This window comes from Marimonas arenosa (assembly GCF_030848945.1).
Lineage (GTDB): Bacteria > Pseudomonadota > Alphaproteobacteria > Rhodobacterales > Rhodobacteraceae > Marimonas > Marimonas arenosa.
Genome location: NZ_JANHAX010000004.1, coordinates 51,876 through 76,982, shown reverse-complemented (window position 1 = coordinate 76,982; position 25,107 = coordinate 51,876). Strand labels below are relative to the sequence as shown.

At 63.2% G+C, this 25,107-nt stretch carries 21 protein-coding genes; 15 read left to right on the top strand and 6 right to left on the bottom strand.

Annotated features, from left to right (window positions below):
- Positions 1-50 precede the first annotated feature (50 nt).
- Positions 51-335: a YggT family protein gene (locus NO357_RS13720; protein ID WP_306736260.1), complete on the bottom strand. Its 285-nt coding sequence runs from the start codon at positions 333-335 to the stop codon at positions 51-53.
- A gap of 153 nt (positions 336-488) precedes the next feature.
- Here NO357_RS13720 and NO357_RS13715 point away from each other — a divergent pair, with 153 nt between their 5' ends.
- The 6 genes from NO357_RS13715 to NO357_RS13690 all read left to right on the top strand — a co-directional run bounded on the left by NO357_RS13715 (position 489) and on the right by NO357_RS13690 (position 6,881).
- Entirely contained in the window at positions 489-1,874 is a 1,386-nt protein-coding gene (locus tag NO357_RS13715) for an MFS transporter (protein WP_306736259.1), read from the top strand.
- Positions 1,856-2,719, top strand: coding sequence for a penicillin-insensitive murein endopeptidase (mepA, locus tag NO357_RS13710; RefSeq protein ID WP_306736258.1), 864 nt, complete (start codon positions 1,856-1,858; stop codon positions 2,717-2,719). Before NO357_RS13715 ends, mepA begins: the two co-directional genes overlap by 19 nt.
- Entirely contained in the window at positions 2,692-3,606 is a 915-nt protein-coding gene (locus tag NO357_RS13705; protein WP_306736257.1) for an esterase-like activity of phytase family protein, read from the top strand. Before mepA ends, NO357_RS13705 begins: the two co-directional genes overlap by 28 nt.
- A 75-nt stretch (positions 3,607-3,681) precedes the next feature.
- The gene (locus NO357_RS13700) at positions 3,682-4,323 is read left to right on the top strand and encodes a queuosine precursor transporter (protein WP_306736256.1); all 642 of its coding nucleotides are present in this window, start codon (positions 3,682-3,684) and stop codon (positions 4,321-4,323) included.
- 346 nt (positions 4,324-4,669) lie between these two features.
- Positions 4,670-5,086 (top strand): alternative ribosome rescue aminoacyl-tRNA hydrolase ArfB, encoded by a 417-nt coding sequence (gene arfB / locus NO357_RS13695; protein ID WP_306736255.1) that lies wholly within the window; start codon positions 4,670-4,672, stop codon positions 5,084-5,086.
- A 67-nt stretch (positions 5,087-5,153) separates the two neighbouring features.
- Positions 5,154-6,881, top strand: coding sequence for an AIPR family protein (locus NO357_RS13690; RefSeq protein ID WP_306736254.1), 1,728 nt, complete (start codon positions 5,154-5,156; stop codon positions 6,879-6,881).
- Here NO357_RS13690 and pncB read toward each other — a convergent pair.
- The 3 genes from pncB to pncA form a co-directional block, all read right to left on the bottom strand.
- A complete protein-coding gene (gene pncB / locus NO357_RS13685) occupies positions 6,878-8,167 on the bottom strand; it encodes a nicotinate phosphoribosyltransferase (protein WP_306736253.1) in 1,290 nt (429 codons plus the stop codon). The two genes, NO357_RS13690 and pncB, sit on opposite strands and share 4 nt — an antisense overlap.
- A gap of 67 nt (positions 8,168-8,234) precedes the next feature.
- Entirely contained in the window at positions 8,235-10,457 is a 2,223-nt protein-coding gene (locus tag NO357_RS13680; protein WP_306736252.1) for a PAS domain-containing hybrid sensor histidine kinase/response regulator, read from the bottom strand.
- An 81-nt stretch (positions 10,458-10,538) separates the two neighbouring features.
- Complete coding sequence (pncA, locus tag NO357_RS13675; RefSeq protein ID WP_306736251.1) at positions 10,539-11,135, bottom strand: bifunctional nicotinamidase/pyrazinamidase; 597 nt, start codon at positions 11,133-11,135, stop codon at positions 10,539-10,541.
- Between the two features lie 110 nt (positions 11,136-11,245).
- Here pncA and trhO point away from each other — a divergent pair, with 110 nt between their 5' ends.
- Complete coding sequence (gene trhO, locus NO357_RS13670; protein ID WP_306736250.1) at positions 11,246-12,151, top strand: oxygen-dependent tRNA uridine(34) hydroxylase TrhO; 906 nt, start codon at positions 11,246-11,248, stop codon at positions 12,149-12,151.
- Positions 12,152-12,153: 2 nt separating this feature from the next.
- Here trhO and NO357_RS13665 read toward each other — a convergent pair whose 3' ends face one another.
- Positions 12,154-13,119, bottom strand: a complete 966-nt coding sequence (locus tag NO357_RS13665) for a hypothetical protein (RefSeq protein ID WP_306736249.1) — start codon at positions 13,117-13,119, stop codon at positions 12,154-12,156.
- A gap of 293 nt (positions 13,120-13,412) precedes the next feature.
- On the opposite strand from NO357_RS13665, the gene NO357_RS13660 reads away from it, so the two are divergent.
- Genes NO357_RS13660 through NO357_RS13650 form a run of 3 tightly spaced genes read left to right on the top strand, consistent with a single transcriptional unit; the run spans position 13,413 to position 16,041 of the window.
- Positions 13,413-14,426, top strand: a complete 1,014-nt coding sequence (locus NO357_RS13660) for an ABC transporter substrate-binding protein (RefSeq protein ID WP_306736248.1) — start codon at positions 13,413-13,415, stop codon at positions 14,424-14,426.
- Between the two features lie 51 nt (positions 14,427-14,477).
- Positions 14,478-15,245, top strand: a complete 768-nt coding sequence (locus NO357_RS13655; RefSeq protein WP_306736247.1) for an ABC transporter ATP-binding protein — start codon at positions 14,478-14,480, stop codon at positions 15,243-15,245.
- Complete coding sequence (locus NO357_RS13650; RefSeq protein WP_306736246.1) at positions 15,238-16,041, top strand: ABC transporter permease; 804 nt, start codon at positions 15,238-15,240, stop codon at positions 16,039-16,041. The genes NO357_RS13655 and NO357_RS13650 overlap by 8 nt, the downstream gene beginning before the upstream one ends.
- A 44-nt stretch (positions 16,042-16,085) precedes the next feature.
- On the opposite strand, the gene NO357_RS13645 is transcribed toward NO357_RS13650, so the two are convergent.
- Entirely contained in the window at positions 16,086-17,198 is a 1,113-nt protein-coding gene (locus NO357_RS13645; RefSeq protein ID WP_306736245.1) for a polysaccharide biosynthesis/export family protein, read from the bottom strand.
- 74 nt (positions 17,199-17,272) lie between these two features.
- On the opposite strand from NO357_RS13645, the gene NO357_RS13640 reads away from it, so the two are divergent.
- The 5 genes from NO357_RS13640 (at position 17,273) to NO357_RS13620 (ending at position 25,103) form a co-directional block, all read left to right on the top strand.
- Positions 17,273-18,163 (top strand): NAD-dependent epimerase/dehydratase family protein, encoded by an 891-nt coding sequence (locus NO357_RS13640; protein WP_306736244.1) that lies wholly within the window; start codon positions 17,273-17,275, stop codon positions 18,161-18,163.
- Complete coding sequence (locus tag NO357_RS13635; RefSeq protein ID WP_306736243.1) at positions 18,160-18,789, top strand: sugar transferase; 630 nt, start codon at positions 18,160-18,162, stop codon at positions 18,787-18,789. The genes NO357_RS13640 and NO357_RS13635 overlap by 4 nt, the downstream gene beginning before the upstream one ends.
- A gap of 521 nt (positions 18,790-19,310) precedes the next feature.
- Positions 19,311-19,715 (top strand): SCP-2 sterol transfer family protein, encoded by a 405-nt coding sequence (locus NO357_RS13630; protein ID WP_306736242.1) that lies wholly within the window; start codon positions 19,311-19,313, stop codon positions 19,713-19,715.
- Between the two features lie 59 nt (positions 19,716-19,774).
- Positions 19,775-21,100 carry an efflux RND transporter periplasmic adaptor subunit gene (locus NO357_RS13625; RefSeq protein ID WP_306736241.1) on the top strand — a complete coding sequence of 442 codons (1,326 nt, stop codon included), beginning with the start codon at positions 19,775-19,777 and terminating at the stop codon, positions 21,098-21,100.
- Positions 21,101-21,125: 25 nt separating this feature from the next.
- Positions 21,126-25,103 carry an efflux RND transporter permease subunit gene (locus NO357_RS13620; protein WP_306736240.1) on the top strand — a complete coding sequence of 1,326 codons (3,978 nt, stop codon included), beginning with the start codon at positions 21,126-21,128 and terminating at the stop codon, positions 25,101-25,103.
- Positions 25,104-25,107 lie beyond the last annotated feature (4 nt).

The following is a 25,107-nucleotide window of genomic DNA, read 5'->3' as shown; positions in this document are numbered from 1 at the left end:
GCTCTTGAGCAGAACCATCACATTTTAAGAAACTGTGAACAAGCCCCGGATCAGCGCAGCAAAAGCTCGGGCAGGATGAAATCCCTCAGCGAGATGATGATGATGAACAGCACCAGCGGCGCCAGGTCCAGCGGCCGCGTATCGGGCAGGATGCGCCGGATCGGCTCGTAGATCGGCTCCAGCAGTTTGTTCAGCCCGTACCAGATCTGTGCCACCACCGGCTGATGCAGGTTCAGCACCTGGAAATTGATCAGCCAGCTCATGATGATATGGGCCAGCAGAATGAAGAAGGCGACATTCAGAATAAGCGCCAGCGGCCCGTAAATTGCCATCATTCCCCGGCTCTCCTTGCCTTGTGCGTTTCGGTTGCGCCCCAGAGGTAAGCGCGCCGCCCGCAAAGGGCAAGGGCAGCGGCCAAGCTTCAACTAGTCCTTGCCACAAAAGGTTAATTTCGCTCTAACCATAAATGGCAAATGAGGGACATGGGTATGAGCGGGATCTCGGCGCGCAAGCGGATCTGGGGATGGTGGTTCTTCGACTGGGCCAGCCAGCCCTACAACACGCTGATCCTCACCTTCATCTTCGGCCCCTATTTCGCCGAAACCGTGCGCGGCATCCTGATCGAGGGCGGCATGGAGGTCGAGGCCGCCAAAGCCCAGGCACAGGCCTATTGGGGCTACGGGCTCACAGCCTCCGGTATCCTGATTGCTGTACTCGCCCCCATCCTCGGTGCCTTTGCCGACAGCACCGGGCGGCGCATGCCCTGGGTGTGGTTCTTTTCGGCGCTCTACGTGCTGGGCTCGGCGGCTTTGTGGTACACCGCCCCCGACCAGTTCGACATCACCCGCACGCTGATCTTCTTCGGCATCGGGCTGATCGGCATGGAATTCGCCACCATCTTCACCAACTCGATGCTGCCCACGCTGGGCGACAGGCACGAGATCGGCCGGATTTCCGGCTCGGGCTGGGCCTTCGGCTATATCGGCGGGGTGATCGCGCTGGCGATCATGCTGCTGTTGTTCCAGGCCGGCGAAAGCGGCAACACAATGCTCGGCATCCCGCCGATCCTCGGGCTCGACCCGGCCACTGGCGCCGACACCCGCGCCGTAGCTCCGCTGACCGCGCTCTGGTATGTGGCCTTCATGATCCCGTTCTTTCTCTGGGTGCGGGACGTGAACGACCCCGATCATGTGCCCTACAAGTTCGGCACCGCGCTGAAAGACCTCGGCGGCACGTTGCGGGCGCTGCCGAACCACCCCAGCCTGCTGGCCTATCTCGGCTCGTCAATGTTCTACCGCGACGCGCTCAACGGAATGTACACCTTCGGCGGTATTTATGCCTCGGGCGTTCTGAACTGGCCGATCATGAAAATCGGGATTTTCGGCATCATCGGCGCGCTGACCGGGGCGCTTTTCGCCTGGATCGGCGGCAAGGCCGACAAGGCCTTCGGGCCCAAGCCGGTGATCGTGACCTGTATCCTGATCCTTCTGGCCACGGCGGTCACCATTATCATGATCACGCCGCAAAGCGTGCTGGGCTTCGCCGTCGCCCCCGGCTCGTCACTGCCCGACATCGCGTTCTTCGTCTGTGGCGGGCTGATCGGCGCGGCCGGCGGCGCCATCCAGTCGGCAAGCCGTACCATGGTGGTGTGGCAATCGAACCCGGCGCGGATGACCGAAGCCTTCGGCCTCTACGCGCTGTCGGGCAAGGCCACCACCTTCCTCGCGCCGATGCTGATCGCCATCGCCTCGGACCTGAGCGGAAGTCAGCGGATCGGCATCATGCCGGTCGCGGGGCTCTTCCTTGTCGGGCTGATCCTGCTAATCTGGGTCAAAGCCGAGGGAGACAAGGAAAAATGGTCCGTTTCGCCGTAGCGTTCTTCATCACACTATCGCTCGCCCTTCCCGCCAACGCGGCCGAAAAGCTTGCCAAGCAGCTGTTCGGCGCGAAAGCATCGGCGTCGCGTCAGGAGTCTGAACCGTTCGGCAGTTATGCCAAAGGCTGTGTCGCCGGGGCCGTGCAACTTCCCGAAACCGGCCCGACGTGGCAAGCCATGCGGCTCTCCCGCAACCGCAACTGGGGCTATCCCGAGACGATCGATTTTGTTCAAGACCTCTCGGCCTTCGCCGCCCGCCAACCCGGTTGGGCCGGGCTCTATATCGGTGACATTTCGCAACCCCGTGGCGGTCCGATGCTGTCGGGCCATCGTTCGCACCAGATCGGGCTCGACATCGACATCTGGATGCTGCCGCCCAAGCGGCTCAACCTGTCCCGCGGACAGCGCGAAAATATCTCCTCGATCTCGATGCGCCGCGCCAAAGGTGCCTATGTCAATTCAAGCTGGACCCGCCAACATCATGAAATCATCAAGGCCGCTGCAAATGACAAGCGCGTGGCGCGCATTTTCGTTTTTCCCGGCGCCAAGGTGCAGATGTGCAAGGACGAAAAGGGCAACCGCGCCTGGCTGAGAAAAGTGCGGCCCTGGTGGGGACACCACTATCATTTCCACGTCCGCCTGAACTGCCCCAAAGGCGCGCGCGGCTGTGTCAACCAGGATCCGCCGCCGCGTGGCGACGGCTGTAAGGACGCACAGGAATGGGTGAACAACATTCTCAACCCGCCGCCGCCCGACCCCAACGCACCACCGCCCAAGAAGCGCCGCGAATACGTGCTTGCCGATCTGCCCCGACAATGCGTCAGCGTACTGCGCTCGCGCTGATCTCAGCGGCCGGGCTTGGTCTGGCCCTATGGGGCGCGGCCGGCGCGGGTCTCGCGGGCAGTGATTCAGGCGAAGCCACTTATCTCGGCTCCTACAGCTGGCATCTTGACGATCCGGTCTTCGGCGGGCTTTCCGGGCTCGAGATATCCTCGGACGGCACCGGGTTCACCGCCATCTCTGACCGAGGGTTTCGCATCGACGGTCGGCTGGCTCGTCAAGCTGGCCAACTGACCGGTGTCGATATGCAGCCGATTTCTCCCCTGCGAACGCCGGCAAACAAGCCGGTCTCTGGCCGGCAAACCGATGCCGAAGGACTCGCGATCGGCCCCGGTGGCGTGAGTTTCGTCGCGTTCGAAGGCCTCCACCGCGTCTGGGCCTATCCGACCCCGCAAGGCCGCGCCACCCGCCTGCCGCGCCACGCCGATTTCCAGCACCTGCAATACAATGCCGCGCTCGAGGCGCTGGCAATCGATCACCGCGGCTGGCTCTACACCCTGCCCGAGCGGTCTGGCAAAATGACACGTCCCTTCCCGCTCTACCGCTATCGCGACGGCCAATGGGACAAGGAGCTTTCCGTTCCGCGCCGCGGTTACTTCCTCCCCGTCGGCGCGGATTTCGGCCCGGATGGCCGGCTTTACCTGCTCGAGCGCGACTTTCTCGGCTTCGGCTTCCGCTCGCGCGTTCGCAGCTTTGCCATCACCGCCAATGCCATCGCCGATGAACGAGAAATCCTCGTCACCGGGACCGGCCGGCACGACAATCTCGAAGGGATCGCGGTCTGGCGCGATGCCGAGGGACGGATCCGCCTGACCATGATCTCGGACGACAACTTCCGCGTCTTCCAGCGCACCGAGTTCGTCGAATACGCGCTTGCCAAGTCGGGTTGACACTATTATACGCCGCCCGTTCGGCACGTCGCCGGACCATGTCGCCGCAACCATGTCAAAACGGGCTAAGAAATCATGAACCGCACGCACCTTCCCGGCATCCTTGCCATGGCCGCCATCGTGGTGGCCTCCAACATCCTCGTTCAGTTCCTGCTGCTCGACGGCCTCCTGACCTGGGGCGCGTTCACCTATCCCTTCGCCTTCCTGGTCACCGACGTGATGAACCGCGTCTACGGCTCCGGCCCCGCCCGCCGGGTGGTGTTCGCCGGCTTCGTCACCGGCATCGTCTGCTCGCTGATCGGCAGCCAGATCATGCTGCAGGGCGACGGCTATGAATACGCCGCCGTGCCGCTCAGGATCGCGATCGGCTCGGGCACCGCCTTCCTGATCGCGCAACTCACTGATGTCGCTGTGTTTAATCGCTTCCGCGAAGGCCGCTGGTGGCGCGCGCCGCTGGTCTCCACCCTCGTCGGCTCGGCGCTCGACACCGCGCTGTTCTTCACCATCGCCTTCTCGGCCTCGCTGTCGTTCGGCGCCACCGCCGACGCGGCGATCAACTGGGCCTGGGGCCCGGCGCCGTTCCTGACCTTCGGGCCGGACGCGCCGCTCTGGGTCAGCCTCGCGGTGGCCGACTGGGGGGTGAAACTTGCCATCGCCTTGATCGCGCTTGTGCCTTTCCGCATCATCGTGGGGTCGCTGACCGCGCGGACCACATGATTTTGTTTGACATCTGTCGCGCCTGTGGCAACCTGAGCCCAGGCGAAACAAACGAAAGGAGGTGCTTCAGTGTCTATAGGGATCATGGAGTCGTGCGGCGGAACAGTTCGGGAGAAGCGGACCTGAGGCAGCCCTCGGGTGACGGAACACCCCGGATTGGTGCCCACCTAACCGGTGCACCTCCTTAAATCTCGAAGGGCCGCCTCGTCGCCGGGGCGGCCCTTTTCCTATCGGTGTTTTACCTCACCGCCCGCTGCGGTAAGAGTCGTCCCGATCCCCGGAAACCGGGGTATGGCACGCTGGCTGGCACCCTGGCTGGCACCCTGTCTGGCGTACGGTGGCCCCGATGGCGTTAAGAATTAGCGATGATATCCAGATCGAGGACTGGGAACTGACCGAAGTCTTCACCCGCGCCAGCGGCCCGGGCGGGCAGAACGTCAACAAGGTGGCCACCGCCGTCGAGCTTCGGTTCGAGGCCGCCCGCTCGCCCAACCTGCCCGGCCCGGTGAAATCGCGGCTGAAGCGTCTGGCGGGGCGCCGCTGGACCAAGGACGGCGCGCTGGTGATCCAGTGCGACGAGACCCGGCATCAGAGCCGCAACCGCGACATCGCCCGCGAAAGGCTGGCCGAGCTGATCCGCCGGGCGCTGGTGAAACCCAAGCGCCGGATCCCGACCAAGCCCACCAAGGGATCCAAGGAACGCCGGATCAAGGCGAAGAAGGAGCGCGGGGAGGTGAAGAAGTTGCGGGGGAGAATTGAGTGAGTTGTGCTCGCCATAAAATTGACTAGTGTATAAAATGAATAAACCAACTTCTCGAGAAAAGATTCCTATGGACCCGATTACATCCGCTCTAGTAGACGAGTTCGCACAATCAAGTAGCTTGGAAAACTTGACTGCCTCTCAGAAATTTGAACACTTCTGCGCATTCAGCATTGTCTCGAACAGGTACTCTGAAGAATTCGAAACCGAAGACTTGGTGGTCGGAGACGGCGGAGATCTGAACGTCGACGCTTTTGCAGTGAAAGTTAACGGCAGATTGGCGTCAGATGCTGACTTTGTTGACGACGTTTTAGCAGTAAACGGTTACTTGGACGTCGAGTTCATAATTATTCAAGCTAAAACATCATCGAACTTCGACGGAGCAGCTATCATTGCTTTAGGGGATAATCTTAAGCACCAAATTTTCGCTGAAACGCAAACTATGCCATTCAATAGTGACGTCGCGAGATTAATTGAAATCAAGGAAAGGATTTTCGCAAATGCAGCGAAACTACGTGGAAATCCAACCTTGAGAATTTTCTACGCGTGTACTGGAAATTGGAACAACGACAATTATCTAGTTGCAGCGATAAATCAAAAAAAAACGGACCTCGAGAACACCAACCTTTTCTCTGAAGTACAGTACCAACCAATCGGCGCGCGGAGCATTCAAGAACTATTCCGCCAAACACGAACTAGTATTGTTCGAGAGTTAGTTTTTTCTAATCAGGTTACACTTCCGGCAATCGACGGCGTTGAAGCGGCTTATCTAGGATACCTGCCATACAGCGAGTTTCTGAAGCTGATTACAGACGAAGACGGTGAAATTATCAAATCAGTTTTTGTTGACAATGTGCGAGACTTTCAGGGGCAGAACCCTGTAAACGAAGACATCGCAGAGACTATCAGACAAGGTGAATTTGACCAATTTGCGCTTAGAAACAACGGAGTTACTGTCGTTGCCCGCGAAATCAAAGTCACTTCGAACCGATACACGTTGGTCGACTATCAAATTGTCAACGGCTGCCAAACCAGCCACGTATTGTTCCAAAACTCAGACAACGTAGATGACAATCTGCTTGTTCCAATAAAGGTAATCCACACCACAAATGAGGAAGTATCACAGGCAGTAACAAAATCAACTAACCGTCAAACAAAGGTGGAAGAAAGCGATCTTCTTGCCCTCACAACTTTTCAGAGAGACTTGGAGGACTACTACAGCAACCAACCACCTGAGTACCGTCTGTACTACGAAAGGCGCACAAAACAGTATGCTAACCGGAATGATATTGAACGGGGAAGGATTGTTCCGATCAGCATGCAACTCAAGAGCTTTGCTTCTATGTTCATTGAGCTTCCGAACCAAGCAAGTCGCTATCAAGGAACACTAATGCGCTCCGTGGGAAGTCAAGTCTTTCGTGAAAATCATCGGCCTGAGCCGTACTTTTTGTCTTCGCTTGCGCTTTACAGGTTTGAAGTTGCAATTCGAAGATTGCCAATTGAGCAACGAGATATTCGACCCTTTAGATTTTATTTGCTATTGGCTTTCCGGTACCTTTACGAGGATAGAACGTTTGAAAGTGCTTCCAAACGTTCGGCCGAGGCGTATTGCGAAGGCCTTAAGCAACATCTAGTCAATCATGATGTTGCAAAACCGGCGTTCGATGCTTGTGAGGATGTCGTAAGAACGGCAATTGCTGAACTTGGGCTAACTATGGATCGTGACAGCGCAAAGTCGCGACCACTTATTGATAAGGTGCGCCAAATCTCTCAACAGCGGAACACTGCGAGAACCTAAACCACAACCTCCAACCGTTCCTGCTCGCCGACCCCGAACACCCGCTTGTAGCGGGCGATCTCGTCGGCCGGCCCCATCGCCTTGTTGGGGTTGTCGGAGAGCTTGACCGTCGGGCGGCCCTCGGCCGCGACCGCCTTGCACACCAGCGAAAACGGCGCCAGCGCGTCATCCGGCGTCAGCCCGCGGAAATCGTTGGTCAGAAGCGTCCCCCAGCCGAACGACACCTTGGCGCGGCCGCGGAATTTCCCGTGCAGTTCGATGATCTTGTCGGTGTCGAGCCCGTCGGAGAAGATGATCAGCTTGTCGCGCGGGTCCTCGCCGCGGCTTTTCCACCAGTCGATGGCGATCTCGGCCCCCACTACCGGGTCGCCGCTGTCGATGCGGATGCCGGTCCATTGCGTCAGCCAGTCGGGCGCGTTGTCGAGGAAGCCTTGCGTGCCATAGGTGTCGGGCAGGATGATGCGCAGGTTGCCCTCGTGTTCCTTGTGCCAGTCGGCCAGCACGTCATAGGGGGCCCGGGCCAGCTCTTCGTCACTGTCGGCCAGCGCGGCATAGACCATCGGCAGTTCGTGGGCATTGGTGCCGATCGCCTCGAGATCGCGTTTCATCGCAATGAGCACGTTCGAGGTGCCGACGAAGGCCTCGCCCAGCCCCTCCAGCATGGCCTGAACGCACCAGTCCTGCCAGAGATAGGAATGCCGGCGGCGGGTGCCGAAATCGGCGATCCTGAGGCCCTTGAGCGGGCGCAGGCGTTCGACCTTTTCCCACAGCTTGGTCATGGCGCGGGCATAGAGCACCTGCAGTTCGAACCTATCCATGCGGTTCAGGACGGCGCGGCCGCGCAGCTCCATCAGCACCGCCAGCGCCGGGATTTCCCACAGCATGACCTCGTGCCACTTGCCCTCGAAGGTGAGCTCGTACTGGCCGTCGCGTTTCTCGAGATGGTAGTCGGGCAGGCGCAGGTTCTCGAACCATTCCATGAAGTCGGGGCGGAACATCTGGCGCTTGCCGTAGAAGGTGTTGCCGCGCAGGAAGGTCGACTCGCCGCGGCTGAGGCTGAGCGAACGGATGTGGTCGAGCTGTTCTCTGAGTTCGCCCTCGTCGATCAGCTCGGCCAGGCGGATATGCTTGGTGCGGTTGATCAGCGAGAAGGTGACGGTGACGTCGGGCTTGTTGTGGAACACCGACTGGCACATCAGCAGCTTGTAGAAATCGTTGTCGATCAGCGACCGCACGATCGGGTCGATCTTCCACTTGTGGTTCCAGACGCGGGTCGCGATATCCAAGGCCCTGTCCCTTCAAGCCGTTGCAAAGCCGGTATTATGCCAGATTTCACCCCTGCTCCAAGGGAAATCACGTGTGGCCGGGCGCGACCCGGGCGAGGACCCGCAGCAGGTCGCTCTTGCGTACCGGCTTGGTGAGGAACCCGTCCATGCCCGCCTCAAGGCAGGTGGCCTTGTCGCTGGCAAAGGCGTTGGCGGTGAGCGCGATGATCTTGGGCCGGTCGCGCCGTGTCCTGCGGATCAGGCGGGTGGCGGCCAGCCCGTCCATCACCGGCATCGCCATGTCCATCAGCACGATATCGGGGTCGTGTGCGGCCACGAGTTCGACCGCCTGGCGGCCGTTTTCGGCGAAATGCAGTGTCAGTTTCTGGCCCTTGAGATACTTACGCAGCAGGAGCTGGTTGGTGCGGTTGTCCTCGGCCACAAGCACGGTCCGGCCGGCCAAAGCCTCGGGCGGCCCGAACGACGTCTGCCGCCGTTGGGGCGGATCCTCGACAATCTGACCGACGACCACGGTGACCGTGAAGCACGACCCTGCGCCCTGGGTGGAGGCGACGGTGATGTCGCCGCTCATCTCGCGCGCCAGAAGACGCGAGATCGACAGGCCAAGCCCGGTGCCGCCGTATTCCCGCGTGGTGGCGGCATCGGCCTGAGCAAACTCCTCGAACACGTGGTCGAGCCGGTCAGGCGCGATTCCGATGCCGGTGTCGCATACGGCAATGCACAGCCGGTGACCGTCCTCGACGGACGAGCTGGACAGGCTCAGCGTCACCCCGCCGGCGTGGGTGAACTTGACCGCGTTGCCGGCGATGTTGAGCAGGATCTGCCGTAGCCGCCCGTCATCGCCCAGCACATGGACGGGCAGCGCCGGGTCGGCGATCACGTCGATATTGAGCCCCTTGGCCCGCGCCTGCGGCCGGAGCAGCGTCACCACCCCGTCGACCACCTGGCGCAGCGGGAACACCACGGAATGGGTGGCCGGTTTGCCTGCGCTGAGCTTGGAAAAATCGAGGATGTCGTTGATGATGGTCAGAAGCGCCTCGCCGGACTGGCGGATGGTCTCGGCGTATAGACGGTTTTCCCGGTCAAGATCGGCCTCGGCCAGGAGATCGGCCATGCCGATGATACCGTTCATCGGGGTACGTATTTCATGACTCATCGCGGCGAGGAATTGCGCCTTGGCGGCTTCACTCTGCTCGGCACGCTCTTTGGCGCGGGCCAGTTCGGCCTCGCGCGCCTTGATGTCGGTGATGTCGCGCTCGATCGCGATCACCAATTCCACCTCGCCGTTTTCGTCCTGCACCGGAACCAGGTTGGTGCCGACCCAGATCTGACGGCCATCCTTTGTCGCATTGAGGATCTGGGTGCGGTGCGGCCGGCCTTCTGCCACTGCCTGGGCGATCCCGTCGGACACACGCTGCGAGGTTTCGGGGGCGTTCAACAGCTCGGCCGGGGTTTTGCCGCGCGCCTCCGACAGCTGGTAACCGGTGATCCGGGTGAAGGCATCGTTGATCCAGCGGATGCGCCCGTCGCGGCCCGACAGGATAACGCTGTCATTGGCATGTTCCGCTACCAGCGCCAGATAGCGCAGTTCCGTCTGACTGTCCTCAAGCTGGCGATTGGCCCGGACGAGGTCCGTGCGCTGGCAGATCAGCGCCCGGTTTCGCGTGAGGTGGCGGATCCGGTTTTGCCAAGCTTGACGGGTAAACGCCAAGCAGACAAATCCCATAACCAGCGCGGAAGACGCATCTGTCAGGATCGACGCCTGCGCCGCGGGATGGAGCACGGCGCTGGCGGCAAAAAGCACCGGTGCCGTGACGGCGAAGATGGCCAGCTGCACCTGCCCGGCGGGCCTGTTGAACGGCAGCGCCAACCCGGCGTTGGTCGCCGCTGCCAGCAGAAGGGCGAGCGCCACCGCCACGGCGGGATGCTCGGGCGTTGCGATCCAGGCAATGGCGACGCCGGCGGAAATGGTCAGCGCATGTAACCCGGCCGTCAGCGCCGAGACCCGCCGAAGCCGGTTGCAGTCCACGCCCTGGGCCAGGCGCCGCGGCACCGCGGCGAGAAACATGCAATCGAGCCCATCGCCCAGAATCACCAGAAGCCCAGCAAACACCCCGGCCAGCGGGGAGACCAGCAGCGCGACGGCGACCGCGCCAAGAACCGTCAGGACCTGGCGCCGCAAGAACCGAGATACCCGCGCGCGGGCATAGCGTTCGAACAGACCCGCCGGGCTGTTGCGCACGTCGAAGTCGGTAAGTTCGCGTTCGATTTCGTGAAGATCGACAACCATGGCCGGGCGGGATGTTTCCGTCTCCGCCCCGGTTTAGCGCCGAAGGGTTAAGAAACCGGCAAATTCCGCCGTGTCAACCAGTCAGACCAGAGCTATGCCGGCGGCTTGCATCTGCGCCTTGGCCGCGGTCAGCGACCCCTCAAGATCGATGGCCCGGCACAGACCACGCTCGACCGTGACCGTGAAACCCAGCCTCGCCGCATCGAGCGCCGACCAGGCGACGCAGAAATCGGTGGCGAGCCCGACAAAGGTCAACCGGTCGACGCCGCGCGTTTTCAGCCAGCCGTCGAGCCCTGTCGCGGTGCTCTGGTCGTTCTCGAAGAATGCGGAATAACTGTCGATGGCCGGGTTCATGCCTTTGCGCAGGATCAGCGCCGCCGGGTCGGTGTTGAGGCCGGCATGAAACGCCGCGCCGTCGCTGCCCTGCACGCAATGATCTGGCCAGAGCGCTTGGGTGCCGTATGGCATCTCGGCGGTTTCGAACGGTGCCTTGCCGGGATGGGAGGAGGCAAAGGAAGAATGACCCCGCGGGTGCCAGTCCTGGGTCAGCACCACGGTGGCGAAATCGCCCATCCGGGCGTTGATGCCCGCCACGATTTCATCACCGCCGGTGACGGCGAGCGCCCCGCCGGGGCAAAAATCGTTTTGCACGTCGATTACGATCAGGGCGTTTGTCATTGCCGTCTCCTTGACTGTCCGGTCCAAGACTGGCCACAAGGCCGGACGAGGTCAACGGGCCGCAGCGCCCCCCCTTGCCAGACAGGCGCAACGGGCGTAAATCGCGCGTCATGTTCACCTGCCGCGCTCTTTATCATTTCGCCCCGATCGCCGATCCCGCCGCCACCCGCGAACCGCTGCTGCGGCTGTGCGAGGAAAACGGCATCACCGGATCGCTGCTTCTGGCACGTGAAGGCATCAACGGCACGATCGCCGGGTCGGTCGCGGGGCTGGATAAGGTCCTGGCCCATATCCGGGCGCTGCCCGGATTCGCCGATATCGCCTGGAAGGACAGCCCGGCCAGCGAACAGCCATTCCGCCGGATGAAAGTGAAGCTGAAAAAAGAAATCGTCACCATGGGCCAGCCCGACGTCGATCCGACCCTGAAGGTCGGCCGCTATGTCGAGCCAAAGGACTGGAACGCGCTGATCCTGAGCCCGGACGTCGCCGTGATTGACACCCGCAACGATTACGAGGTCGCGATCGGCACCTTCACGGGGGCCATCGACCCGCAAACCGAGAGCTTCCGCGAGTTCCCGGACTGGTGGGAAAAGAACAAGGACCGCTTCCACAACAAGCGCATCGCGATGTTCTGCACCGGCGGCATCCGGTGCGAGAAATCGACCAACTGGTTGCTGAGCCAAGGGGTGGAAGACGTCTTTCACCTGCACGGCGGCATCCTGAAATACCTTGAAGAGGTGCCGGCCGAAGGCAGCACCTGGGAGGGCGAATGTTTCGTCTTCGATAACCGGGTCTCGGTCGGCCACGGGCTCAAGGAAGGCCCGCACGTGCTCTGCCATGCCTGTAGGCGCCCGATCCTGCCCGCCGACATGCAGCGGCCTGGCTACGAGCCAGGCGTGTCATGCCATCACTGTGTCGACGAGACCTCGGAGGCCGACAAAGCCCGCTTCCGCGAGCGTCAGAAGCAGATTGCGCTGGCCGAGGCGCGCGGCGAACAGCACCTGCGCAGCGCCTGAGATCAACGGCAGGCCTTGGCCGGGTCATCCTTTTTCATCGCGCAGATGATGCGGGCGCCTCTGGTCCGGCCATAGACGGTGATGACGCGGGCTTCGAAATAGGCCCATTTCCGCCTGGTGTCGGACACCGCCACCCGCACGGCCCGGGCAAAATTGTCATTGCCCTTGGCCCGCTTGGTCGTGCCGCGCCCGACAGTCCCCGCGGCGACATTGATGGCGCCCGTGTCCTTGTTGAGCACGTCATGCCGGATGCGGTTTTCGCAATGGAGCCGTTCCGGTATTCCCTCGTAGCAGCCACTGATCAACCCTCTTGGAAAACCTGCCCGTCGGCCCGGATCGAGGAAGGGGGCGGGCGCGGTGTTGCCGAGGCCAGGCGGGTTAAGGATGGAAATCCCGCCGGGTTTGGCCACATCGGCCCAGTTGGAATGGGCATAGAAATCCTGGCTTGCATGCAGCGCGAGACCCAACGCCTCGAAAACCTCGCATTTGGCGCGACCACCGGATCCGTTATAGGCGCAGGGCACGACGGTCGGTATCTGCGAGTCCCTGACGCGACCATTGGCGTCGAGCAACCGGCCTGCGGCCTTGACGGCCTTGTTGACATGGTCGACCATCCATTTGCGGCAGGCCAGAAGTGCCGCGCGGGCGGCCCGGTCCGAATGCGGATATCCCCGGACCGCCAGATAATCGCCGCCGTCACAATGCGCCGGCTTGTTGTCCATGAGGCCCCGCGCCGGGTTGTCCGGCGCACCGACTGCTCCGAATGTGCCGCCTTTGCCTGCCAGCTCGTCCAGCGACTTGCGTTCGAAGCCCTGACCGGCCAGTGCCAGCCGGGTGATCTTTTCATGCTCGGCGTTCTGGCCCAGCAAATTGGCCGTTCCGAAGGCCTGCGCTGACCAGGCTGTGAGGCATACGACCGCGGCCAGTGCCGCCGGAAACTGCACGCGTGAAAAGCCGTGTCCTGACATGATCTCGCCCCGTACAGTTTGGAATGATGGAGAAAAGGACAACAAAGAAACACAAGGGCAGATTAGAACCAATCAACCTGTCCGCCAATGAGGTTCTTCGAGCCGCAGGCTTGTCTTGTTGGAATCCGACCATCCGGGCGCTTCCGGCTTCGAAAAGGATATCGCGATATGAGCTCCGGTCTGCGCCCGCGTCGTCCCGGTCCTGTCCCCTTTTCCGGTCCGGTTTTTCCTTCCGCACAGTGACCTTTGGTGCTTAACTCGGTACAAGGGAGACTTGGACAAGGGAAGAGACCATGACACATCTGAACCGCCGCCAGACGATCGGCCTGATGGGAGCCGCCGCCGCAACGTTGGCCGCCCCGGCGATCGCCGCGAACCGTAAGATCACCGTCGGCGCGCTGCGCTTCACCTCGCATTCGGCGAGCTTCATCGGGGTCGAACGCGGCTATTTCGCCGAGGCCGGGCTCGATGTCGAGCTGAAATTCTTCCAGGCCGCCCAGCCAATGGCCGTGGCGATTGCCTCAGGCGATGTCGATTACGCCGTGACCGCGATCTCGGGCGGGCTGATTTCGCTAGCCGACAAGGGCGCAATCAAGGTGATCGGCGGCGCGCTGAGCGAAGAGCCCAGTATCGATGGCCAGAAGATCCTGGCTTCCGACGCTGCCTACCAGGCCGGGCTGACCAGCCCGGCGCAACTGGGCGGCAAGACCTTCGGCATGACCACCGCCGGTTCGTCGTTCCATTACATGGGGTCCAAGGTCGCCGCCGCCGAGGGTGTCGAGATGAGTTTCAAGCCGCTGCAGAAAGTCGGCGCGGTGATCGGCGCGCTGAAATCCGGCCAGATCGACGCCTGGTCGATCGTGCCGCATATCGCCAAGCCGCTGGCCGGGTCGGGCGCGGTACATATCATCGGCAACATCTCCGATTACCTTCCCAACTACCAGGTCACCACCGTCTTCACCTCGTCGACGAATGCCAGCGACGAAGGCGACATGACCAGCGCCTTCCTGGCCGGGTTCTCGAAAGGCGTGGATGACTACAATGCGACCATGATCGACAAGGCGGGCGGTGACGATGGCGTCAACGCGATGGTCGATCTGATCCACAAATACGTCTACACTGACCGGCCGCGCGAAAAGGCGGCGCCGTCGATCATCAACGGCACCATGCGGCTCAACCCCGGCGCGGCGTTGAACACGGCGTCGGTCAGCGATCAGCTGGAATGGTTCAAATCCGAAGGACTGGTCGATGCCGGCATCACCATGGACACGCTGGTCGACGCCTCTTACGTGAAGACCGTGGGCTGAGGCTTCGTGGCGGCGCCCCGCAAGGGACGTCGCCGTACGCCCACGTATCTTATGGAACTGCGCCTGAATTCCGTCAGCCACGCCTATGGCCACACCGAGGTGCTGCGCGATATCACGCTGACCATCCCAGAGGGCCAGATCGTCTGTGTCGTCGGCCCGTCGGGCTGCGGCAAGTCCACACTCTTGCGTATGATAGGCGGGCTGGAGCGGCCAGACAGTGGTGAGATCCTGCAGGTGGGCGCTCCGCCCGCGGGCTGCCTGAACCCCCTGACCTACGTGTTTCAGGATTTCGCCCTGCTGCCGTGGCGCAGCGTCGAAGGCAACATCGCGCTTGCGCTCGAGGATCACCGGCTGGGCCGCACGCGGGAACGGGACATCGTCGCTGGTGTGCTCGAGCGCACCGGACTGTCCGACTTCGCTCGCGCCCTGCCACGGCAGTTGTCCGGTGGCATGAAACAACGCGTCGCCATCGCCCGCGCTCTGGCGGTAAACCCGGCGGTGATGCTGCTCGACGAGCCACTGTCAGCGCTCGATGCCCAAACGCGCGAGCTGCTGATGGACGACCTTGTCACGCTCTGGACCCGGACGCCGTTTACCGCCGTATATGTCACCCATAACCTGGCCGAAGCGGTGCGGCTGGGCCATGCCATCGTGGTGCTGTCGCGCCGCCCCGGCGCCGTCCGCGAGGTGGTCGAGATCAATCAGCCGCTGCAAAACCGCAATGCAACGGACCCCGCGCTCGAGGCCCGGCGCGAGCATCTCTGGCAACTGATGCGCGACGAGGCGCGCGCCGCCGACGCCGAGCTTGCCCATGCCTGAGCCCGGTCCCGACATCCGGCCTGTACCGTTTCGCGGCGGCGGTTTCGCGCCGCGCTCGGTCCGTATGGTCGGGGCGTTCGTTTTCGTCGCCCTGATTGCCATCGCCGAAATCGGCACGCGGCAAGGCTGGATCTCGGCTCTGACCCTGCCGCGCCCATCAGATGTGCTCGCCACATTCGGCGAGCTGTGGGACTCGGGGCTGCTGTTCAAACACCTGCAACCGTCGCTCACCCGGCTGGCGGTCGGCGCCGCCCTTGGCGCCTCGATCGGCATCTCAGTCGGTGTTCTGATCGGGCTGTTTTCCTACATAAGGGCTGGCCTGGTTCCACTGGTGGCGGCCCTGTTCCCAATCCCGAAAATCGCCCTCCTGCCGTTGTTTGTTATCTGGTTCGGCATCGACGAAGGGTCGAAATACGCGCTGATCGCTTTCGGCACCTTCACCCCCACCGTGGTGGCGACATACGGGGCCGTCGATAACGTCGACCGCACCCTCGTCCGCATGGGCCAGAGCTTCGGGCTCAGCTGGTGGTCGATCGTGCGCAAGATCGTCATCCCCGGCGCCATGCCCGGCATCCTGTCGGGCCTGCGCGTCAGCCTTGCGATCGCCATCATCCTGCTGGTCGCGGCCGAGATGCTGGGAGCGGAATACGGGATCGGAGCCTATATTCTCGAAGCTGGTTCGCTCTACGATCTGGAGCGATTGTTTGCCGGGGTGGTGATCCTGTCTCTGCTGGGCGTGGTGGTTTCGGCCGCTATTTCCCAGGCCGAGAAACGCCTACTGCGCTGGCGCAGCTGAGACGCACCGGCGCGGTCGGAAGCCAGCGCCCAGCCTGTGCGAGATCAGATTTCGTCGATCCGCGTGCTCAGCCCGATGGCAGTCCCCAGCAGCCCCATGATGGTGCGGACGGCGTTGACTGGGCTTTCGGTCGCAAGCACGGTGTCGCGCGGGTTGATCTCGAATTTGCGGGCGGCAAACAGCCCGTCGGCATTGGTCATGTCGAAGGTGAAGACAACCTGCGGCATCTCGGGCCCTTTGCCGTCGCGGCGCAGCTGGCGCTCGGAATAGTCGCGCAGGACAAGCACACCCTTGGGGTTGGCGCGGTTGTCCGACAGGCCGCCGATGATCGACATCGCCTCGAGCGCGCTGATCTGTTCCTTCTCGAAATAGACCAGCTCTTCCTTGCCGGTCGCCCCCAGCGCGGTGAAATAGCGTTTGTCCTCTTCCACCAGCACCTTGTCGTTGCCGCGGATGACGACGTTCTTCGACGCATTGGCAAAGAGGTCATCCGCCCGGACCTCGTAGGTCTTGCCGTCGCGGATCAGCCGCACCAGCGGATTGCGCAGCTCCTTGGAGATGCCTCCGCCCTGGGCGATCAGGCTGAGGATCGTGACATTGCGCCCGTCCAGCGCATAGGTACCGGGCTTGGTGACGCCGCTGACCAGATCGGCCGAGTTCCCCTGGCCGGAGCTGTGCGACAGCTGCACCTGAGCGTCCGGCGCCACCGGTGCCAGCGCATCCTGGATTTCCCGGCGGGCGGCGTCCGGGGTCATGCCCGAAACCCGCATGTCCTGGGCGTAAGGCACGAAGATCTCTCCCGCAGGGGACACCACCAGGTTTTCCATACGCACCATTTTTGACTCGGGCGAGGCGATCAGCGAGTTTTCCTGACTGTCCCAGATCACCAGATCTATGGAGTCGCCGGGGCGGATGATATTGCCCGACGGGCCGCGGTTGCCCGACAGCCAGCGATATCCTCCGGCCCAGCCGGTCGCCGGCCATTGTCGCAGCGCCGCCACGTTGGCCCGTGTGACCTGCACCACCTGGAAGGACGGCGCCTCCTTGTCCTGTTCCCTGAGGATCTCGTTGACCATGCCGGCGCCGCGCGGAAGCGAGCAGGCGGCCAGGAACATCATGGTGGCGAAAAGCAGCACATGCGGAACGGATCGGCGCACAAGGACCCCCCAGGTCTCCATATCACGTATTTCGTTTTGTATTACACGCTAGATGCGGTGATAAACAGCCTCAAATGCGCCAGCAAAGCGGAGACGCGAAGATCATGCCCGAGATGCAGCAGGAAAGGCACATTCTGGTGCTGGGGGCCAGCGGCAAGCTCGGCCGGATGCTGCGCAATCTGTGGCGGGATGCGCCGCCGCCCGGCCTGTCAATCCATTGGCAATACAGAAAGAATCCGCAAGGTGACGGCCTGGTCTGGCAGCCGGGCGCGCCGGCGCCCTCGGATCTGCCGGAAATCGATGCGGTTGTCGCACTCTGGGGCGTGACGCCGGGCCCGGGCCGCGATTTGGCGGAAAACAGCCGGCTGGCGGTTGCGGCCATGGCGCTGGCAAAGGCGCTCGGGGCCGGTCGGGTGCTGCATTGTTCCTCGGCGGCGGTCTACGAACCCGGGCCTGAACCGCGGGCCGAACCCGAGGCCGGCGGCGCGGTGAACGCCTATGGTGCGGCCAAGCTGGCGATGGAAGCGGCGATTGCCGAGGCCACAGCCTCGGGCGGTCCACCGAGCTGCGCGATGCGGATTGCCAACGTGGTCGGCGCCGACAGCCTGTTTGCCGCAATCGATCGCGGGGCGGGCCGGATCACGCTCGATCGGTTCGACGGCGGCGCAGGCCCACGGCGCAGTTATCTTTCGGTGCCGACCCTGGCCCGCGCGCTGCAGGCTCTGGTGACCTGCCCGATCGACGCCCTGCCGGACGTCGTCAACCTCGCCGATCCCGAGCCGTATGAGATGGAAGAACTGGCGCGGGCCGCGGGATGCGCCGTAGACTGGCGTCCGGCCCCACCGTCAGCAGCGGCGATGGTCGAGCTCGATACCGGGCGACTGCAACGCCTGACCGGCGTCCTCCCGCGGACCTCTGCCACGGACATCATTGCCGACTGGCGCCGACTGAGGGAGCCGCGATGACCATCGGCAAACGCCTCTTCGATCTGATCCTGGCGGCACTGCTGGCGATGGCGCTGGCGCCGCTGATCGCCGGCATCGCGCTGGTCATCCTGGTCCGCGACGGGCGGCCGGTGTTCTACGTGTCGGAACGGATGAAGGCGCCAGGCCAGCCGTTCATGCTGTGGAAGTTCCGTACCATGCGGGTGGTGGCCAGGGACGCCGGCGTCTCGGGCGGTGACAAGGCCGACCGCATCACCCCGACGGGCCGATTTCTGCGGCGCACGCGGCTCGATGAACTGCCGCAGCTGTGGAATATCCTGCGCGGCGATATCAGCTTCGTCGGCCCGCGGCCGCCGCTGCGTCGCTATGTTGAACAGTTTCCAGAAATATACGGTACCGTATTGCAATCCCGCCCCGGCGTAACCGGCCTGGCGACGCTGGTCTATCACCGCACCGAGGAGCGTCTGCTGGCTCCCTGCCGGACGGCGGCTGAAACCGAGGCCGTCTATACCCGCCGCTGCGTGCCCGCCAAGGCGCGGCTCGACCTGATCTATGCCCGCAACCGCAACCTCTGCTTCGACCTGCTGCTGATGGCGGCCACCGTGTTCCGCCGCCTGCCCCTGCACCGGCGTCGCCGCCGCACCTGATCGCGACACCGGTCGGGACCCAGGCCAGACCTTGCCGTATTCCACCGCCGGCCAGCCCTCGCAACCTGGCTGTTGGCAGGCCGCGTCAGCCGTGCCCGGCTTCGGAATGAACATCTGCTGTGGCAAGGCCGGCCGCGGGGCGCTCAGCCCGCGACCGGCAGGCCCCGAACAGGAATCAACCAAACGATTCGGTTTGGTATGTTCAACGGCTGTCCCTGTTTCGCCAACAATGCTGCCGATTAGGTACTTTTGACGCAGGAGCGGAAACATTATCTCACGAAATCAACATCTTAATTTCCATTTGATTTCCGGAAATAGCCTTTATTCGGCATAGTTAATGGCACCATCTAAGGCAGCTGGAAGAAACATCTTGACTCGTGGAACCATCATATTCCAATGTTTGAAACTGTTATTTGAGACAGTTTCGAGCAGTCAAGAAACACGATCCGTAAATCAAAAACTACGGGCGGGAAACGGGACAGGATGCCAGGACCGGCATTCCTGCGGAGAGGAGGACCGCAATGCCCGCACTATTTTCTGACGACTGGATGGTCGACTTCGGCAACGAATGGAATGAAGAGCCCGACTTGGGCGACGCTTTGGCGAAGATCGGCTTCAACTCGGTGATCGGCTATGGCTTCGAGGGCGAGGATACCGCGCGCGGCTATCTCAATGTCGAGAACGGCTATGTCACCGCCGCCGGCGCCTTTGACGGCCAGGAGCTGAACTGGGACCTGCGCGCCAAACCCGATGATTGGGAAAAGTGGTGCAACAAGGGCCTCGGTATGATGGCGCTTGGCCTCGCCTACACGGGCGGCAAACTGAAATTCAAGACCGGTGACTACGGCGCGATGATCAAGAACCCGGCAATGGCCGGTCCGTTCATCAAGAGTTTCACCGTAATGGGGCGCGTCGCCCGCAGCTGACGGCGCGTCTGAAACCACCTGCACCGCCGTGGAGCGGTGCACGTTAGGGAGGGTGAGACATGATCTCCGGTGTTTTGCGGTTCGGATCGCTGATTGCGGCGGCCATCGTCGGCGGATTGATCGCGGCATGGTTTGCCGGCGGATCGGAGTCCGACCAAGCGGCAACCACCGGTGGCAATGGCAGTGCCCTTCCAGCAGCCGGTATCGGCGCCTTCATGACCCCAATGGCAGGTCTTGCGGAAGTCACTCAGATGCCGGCGGCCGAACGCATCCGTCTGGGCGGCTATGTCGAGGCCAGTCGCATGGTCAAGCTGACCGCCCAGGCCCCCGGCCGCGTGACCTACGTGGCCGGCGACGCCGGCGACCGGGTAGCCTCGGGCCAGGTCGTGGTGGCGCTCGACGACGATGCCCTGCGGCCGAACTATCGTGCGGCCTGGGCCGACCTGTCGTCGCAGATGACCGGCATTCAGGATGCCCGCACCCAGCTTTACAATCAGCTCGAAGGCCCGCGCACCTCGCCGCTGGGCGGTCCGGGCTACGATGCTTACGAACAGCTGACCGTGCCGTTCTACAACATGGCCCAGAGCATGTTCGGCTCGATGTTTCCGGGGATGAACGGTTTCAACAGCCCGATGGGGCAGAACGGACCGATGCTGACCCAGCAGCAGGCGCAGCGCGGCTTCCCGGCCGCCAGCACGGCGCGGGCCGCCTATGAGCGCCAGCTCTCGCAGCTCGCCGCGTCGCAGTCGCGGCTCGACGGGCTGGATGCGCAGTTGCGAAACCGCCGCGCCATGGCGCCCTGGCAGGGCGCGATCCTGACACGCTATGTCCGCGTCGGCGACATCGTCCAGCCCGGCCAGCCGCTCGCCGACATCGCCGATGTCGACCAACTGGACGTGCGCGTAGAGGTGCCGGTGGCGCTGGTCGCAAACCTGAGGTTGGGCGACGCGGTACCGGTGACGGTGAACGACACCAACCACTGGGCCCTGGTCAGCCAGATCCATCCTGCCGCCCAACCCGGCGCCCATACGGTGACGGTCAAGCTGACCCTGCCTGCCGGGGCGCAGGCCGCGCCGGGGATGTATGTGCTGGCGTGGATCGCCCAGCCCGGCGGTGGCAGCCCGAGCCAACTGGCCCCGGCGGTGCCGAACTCGGCCATCGTTCAGCGCGGCAGCCTGCCGGTGGCCTTCGTCGCCCGACCTGACGGTACGGTCGAGATGCGCGTGCTGCGCCTCGGTGACAGCCAGGGTTCGAACACCGCCGTCCTGTCCGGTCTCGCGGTGGGCGAACATGTCGTCGCCCAACCCAGTCCGCACCTGAAATCGGGCGATCCGATCCACGGCGGGCCGTCGCGCGGCCGGGCCGCGGCGAGCACTGGGCACTGAGCGGGGCGCTGCGCGGTAGGGAAAAATGAGCGACAGCAGAAACCATAACGGCGACACGCCAGCCGGAAACGGGCACGCGGCCCGTCACGGTCTCGGTCTGGCCGGGCGCACCGCCAGGGCCTTCATCGAGAGCCCGATCACGCCGCTCTTGCTGCTGGCCTTCTTCCTGATCGGTTTCCTCGGGGCACTGGTGACCCCGCGCGAGGAGGATCCGCAGATCTCGGTGCCAATGGTCGACGTGATGGTGGCTTATCCCGGAGCCTCGTCCACGGAAGTCGCCAACCTGGTGTCCGAGCCGCTCGAGCGATTGATGAGCGAGCTTTCGGGCGTCAAGCATGTCTATTCGATGAGCCATGACGGCTTTTCCATGGTCACCGTCCGCTTCAAGGTCGGCGAGCAGATGGAGCCGTCGCTGGTCAAGCTTTATGACAAGCTGCAGTCCAACATGGACGTCATCCCCAAGGGCGTGATGCCGCCGCTGGTCAAGCCCAAGTCGATCGACGATGTGCCGGTGGTAACCGTCACGCTCAGTTCGGACCAACTCGACCTGGTGCAGTTGCGCAAGCTCGGGCTGGACGTGCAGCAGCGATTCAAGGCGCTGCCCAACACCGGCCTCAGCTTTGTTACCGGCGGCAGTTTCGAGCATATCCGGGTCGAGGTCGACCCGTCGCGGCTCAGCTCCTACAACCTCACCCCGAGCATGGTGGCGCAGGCGCTTTCCGCCGCCAACCAGCGCATGCCGGCGGGCGACGTGATCGACGGCAGCCGCTATTTCGAGATCTATTCCGGCGAATTCCTGAAAAGCGCCGCGGATGTCGCCAACCTGATCATCACCACCCGCGAAGACCGCCCGATCTATCTGCGCGACGTGGCCAACATCGTCCAGGGCCCGTCGGAAACAAAGACCATAGTCGAAAGCACGATTCGCGGCGCCGACGGCGCCTTCACCACCCGCCCTGCGGTGACCGTGGCGGTGGCCAAGAAACTGGGAACCAACGGGGTCGATGTGGCCCATGCGCTGCTGACCGAGCTCGACCAGATGAAAGGCTCGCTGATCCCAGAGTCGGTCGACGTGATCGTCAGCCGCGACTATGGCGAAACCGCCCGCGACAAGGTCAGCCACCTGATCCAGAAGCTGTTCATCGTCTCGGCGCTGGTGACGGTTCTGGCCTATTTCACTATGGGGTTCCGGCCGGCGGTGATCGTTCTGATCACCATCCCGGCGGTCCTGCTGATGTCGTTGGCCGTGGCCTATGTGCTCGGCTTCACCATCAACCGGGTGTCGATGTTCGCGCTGGTCTTCGCCATCGGCATCCTTGTCGACGACGCCATCGTGGTGGTGGAAAACGTCTATCGCCGCTGGCTGGCCGACGAGGACACCAGCGACGAAATCACCGTCGATGCGGTCGACGAGGTCGGCAACCCGACGATCCTTGCGACCTTCACCGTGATCGCGGCGTTGCTGCCGATGGGCTTCGTCTCCGAGATGATGGGCCCCTACATGCTGCCCATCCCGGTGCTGAGTTCGGCGGCCATGCTGTTCTCGCTGATCGCGGCCTTCGTCTTCGTGCCGTGGCTGGCTGCACGGGTGAAGCCGTCGATGGAAACCATGCGCCGCGCGGCGGAATCCGAGCACCGCCAGTCCGAGATCATCGCCGGCTGGTACAGCAGGTTCATCGTGCCGATCATGAACAACCGCCTGCTTGGCTGGATAACGCTGCTCGCGATCATCGCGATGATGATGGCCGCCGTGGCACTTCTGCCCTTTAAGCAGGTGGCGTTCAAGATGCTGCCCTACGACAACAAGTCCGAGCTGCAGGTGGTGATCGACATGCCCGAAGGCAGTGATTTGTTCCTTACCGCCAATCTCGCCACGCGGATCGGAGCCGAGTTGCAGAAGATCCACGAGGTGACGGCGTACCAGACCTATGTCGGCACCTCCTCGCCGTTCAACTTCAACGGTCTGGTGCGCCACTATTTCCTGCGCAGCCAACCCTGGCAGGGCGATATCGCGGTGCAGCTTCAGCCGAAGCACCATCGCGAACGCTCGTCGCATATCGTGGCCGAGGATATCCGCGCCGTACTGCATCCGATTGCCCGGGCCGCGGGGGCCCGCCTGACCATCGCCGAAGCCCCGCCGGGCCCGCCGGTGCTGGCGCCGCTGGTGGCCGAAGTCTATGGCCCCACGCCGGAAATCCGCCGCGAGGTGGCAACCGAGATCATGCAGATCATGGAAGACGTGCCGGACATCGCCGACGTCAACAGCTTCATGGAAGCGCCGCATAACCGGCTGGAGTTCAAGGTCGACCGTCAGCGCGCCGCCATGTTCGGCGTCACCGTCGAGGCCATCAACCGCGAACTGATGATGGTGGCCGGCGGTTTTGAGGCGGGTGCACTGCAAAGCCCGCACAACCTTGAACAGGCGGTGATCGTGCTGCAGGCGCCGCTGTCGGTACGGGTGAACCTTGGCAACCTTCTGGTGCTTCCGATCCCGTCCGATACCGGCCGGATGGTGCCGTTGGGCGAGTTGGGCGAGTTCACCCAGGTGCCGGTCAACCCGCCAATTTACCACAAGGACCTGCGCGCGGTCGAATACGTGACCGGCGACGTGATTGGTCCGCTAGGTGCCCCGCTTTACGGAATGTTGCAGGTCGATGGCGCGTTGAAGAGCTATGTCACCCCCGATGGCCAGGTGATCGGCGGCCGTTATTTCTCGCGCCCCGAGAACACCGACGTGTCGGGTTTCAAATGGGACGGCGAGTGGCAGGTGACCTACGTGACCTTCCGCGACATGGGGCTGGCCTTCATGGCCGCGCTGGTACTGATCTACATTCTGGTGGTTGCCGAATTCCGCGACTTCCTGCTGCCGGCGGTGGTGATGGCGCCGATTCCGCTCACGCTCATCGGTATCGTGCCCGGGCACTGGTTGCTGGGCGCCGACTTCACCGCCACCTCGATGATCGGTTTCATCGCCCTGGCGGGGATCATCGTGCGAAACTCGATCCTGCTCGTCGAGTTCGCCCGCGCCGAGGTGCAGAACGGCATGGACGTGAAAGAGGCGATCACGCTGGCCGCACAGGTCCGCCTGCGGCCGATCGTGATCACCGCGCTGGCGCTGATCATCGGCTCGATGGTGCTCCTCAGCGACCCGATCTTCCAGGGCATGGCCGTGTCGCTGCTGTTCGGCTCGCTGGTGGCCACGTTCCTCACCCTGGTGGTGATCCCGCTTGGCTGCATCAGCTCGCGCAAGCGCTTCGAGGTGCTGGCCGGTGGACCGTCGCCGTCCGGTGGCCCCGAAGGCGGCCCCGCGCCTGACAGCCCGCCGTCGGGCGGTAACGGGGGCGGCGACGGCCCGGCGCCCTCTGGCCGCCCGGCGAAGCTTGCCCGCAAGTCCGAAACCGAAGCCGAGACCGTGTCAGCGGATGCCACGGCAAGTCCCGCCGGCCGTCCGCCTAAGCTGCAGCGCAAATCCGACACCGAGGAAGCACCGGCGGTGCAGGCAGGCGGCCGTCCGCCTAAGCTGCAGCGCAAGTCGGAAACCGACGCAGCTGCCACCGAAGCCGTCGCGCCCGAAGCCCCCGCCGGCAGGCCTGCCAAGCTGCAACGCAAGTCGGATACCAACGCCACCGCGGCTGCCGCGGCTGCACCGCCCGCCGCGGGACGTCCGCCGAAGCTCCTGAAGAAATCCGAGCAACCGGTCGAAGAGGCGCTCGCCTCGGCTGCCGAAACGGATGCGATAGATGCACAACCGGCCGGCGATCCGCCAGAGGCGACGGCACCGGAACAGAAACCCGCGCCGACGCCGCGCAAGAATCCGGCCAAGGCAACGAAACCGGCGGCGCGCAAGCGTTCGGCCAAGACGGCCACGCCCGCCGCGGAAACCCCGCCCGAGACCGGCGAGACGCCGCAGGGCAATCCGCAGACTGACGATCCGCTGGCCGAGGTTCTGGCCGCCGCCCGTCGGGCCGCTGCGGATACCGATGACCGGGAAGGAAGCGACTGATGAG

Excerpts from the sequence above, each read along its gene's own strand:
- NO357_RS13720 (WP_306736260.1), bottom strand. The coding sequence starts at position 335 with ATGATGGCAATTTACGGGCCGCTGGCGCTTATTCTGAATGTCGCCTTC.
- NO357_RS13715 (WP_306736259.1), top strand. The coding sequence starts at position 489 with ATGAGCGGGATCTCGGCGCGCAAGCGGATCTGGGGATGGTGGTTCTTC.
- mepA (WP_306736258.1), top strand. The coding sequence starts at position 1,856 with ATGGTCCGTTTCGCCGTAGCGTTCTTCATCACACTATCGCTCGCCCTT.
- NO357_RS13705 (WP_306736257.1), top strand. The coding sequence starts at position 2,692 with ATGCGTCAGCGTACTGCGCTCGCGCTGATCTCAGCGGCCGGGCTTGGT.
- NO357_RS13700 (WP_306736256.1), top strand. The coding sequence starts at position 3,682 with ATGAACCGCACGCACCTTCCCGGCATCCTTGCCATGGCCGCCATCGTG.
- arfB (WP_306736255.1), top strand. The coding sequence starts at position 4,670 with ATGGCGTTAAGAATTAGCGATGATATCCAGATCGAGGACTGGGAACTG.
- NO357_RS13690 (WP_306736254.1), top strand. The coding sequence starts at position 5,154 with ATGGACCCGATTACATCCGCTCTAGTAGACGAGTTCGCACAATCAAGT.
- NO357_RS13680 (WP_306736252.1), bottom strand. The coding sequence starts at position 10,457 with ATGGTTGTCGATCTTCACGAAATCGAACGCGAACTTACCGACTTCGAC.
- pncA (WP_306736251.1), bottom strand. The coding sequence starts at position 11,135 with ATGACAAACGCCCTGATCGTAATCGACGTGCAAAACGATTTTTGCCCC.
- trhO (WP_306736250.1), top strand. The coding sequence starts at position 11,246 with ATGTTCACCTGCCGCGCTCTTTATCATTTCGCCCCGATCGCCGATCCC.
- NO357_RS13665 (WP_306736249.1), bottom strand. The coding sequence starts at position 13,119 with ATGTCAGGACACGGCTTTTCACGCGTGCAGTTTCCGGCGGCACTGGCC.
- NO357_RS13660 (WP_306736248.1), top strand. The coding sequence starts at position 13,413 with ATGACACATCTGAACCGCCGCCAGACGATCGGCCTGATGGGAGCCGCC.
- NO357_RS13655 (WP_306736247.1), top strand. The coding sequence starts at position 14,478 with ATGGAACTGCGCCTGAATTCCGTCAGCCACGCCTATGGCCACACCGAG.
- NO357_RS13650 (WP_306736246.1), top strand. The coding sequence starts at position 15,238 with ATGCCTGAGCCCGGTCCCGACATCCGGCCTGTACCGTTTCGCGGCGGC.
- NO357_RS13640 (WP_306736244.1), top strand. The coding sequence starts at position 17,273 with ATGCGCCAGCAAAGCGGAGACGCGAAGATCATGCCCGAGATGCAGCAG.
- NO357_RS13635 (WP_306736243.1), top strand. The coding sequence starts at position 18,160 with ATGACCATCGGCAAACGCCTCTTCGATCTGATCCTGGCGGCACTGCTG.
- NO357_RS13630 (WP_306736242.1), top strand. The coding sequence starts at position 19,311 with ATGCCCGCACTATTTTCTGACGACTGGATGGTCGACTTCGGCAACGAA.
- NO357_RS13625 (WP_306736241.1), top strand. The coding sequence starts at position 19,775 with ATGATCTCCGGTGTTTTGCGGTTCGGATCGCTGATTGCGGCGGCCATC.
- NO357_RS13620 (WP_306736240.1), top strand. The coding sequence starts at position 21,126 with ATGAGCGACAGCAGAAACCATAACGGCGACACGCCAGCCGGAAACGGG.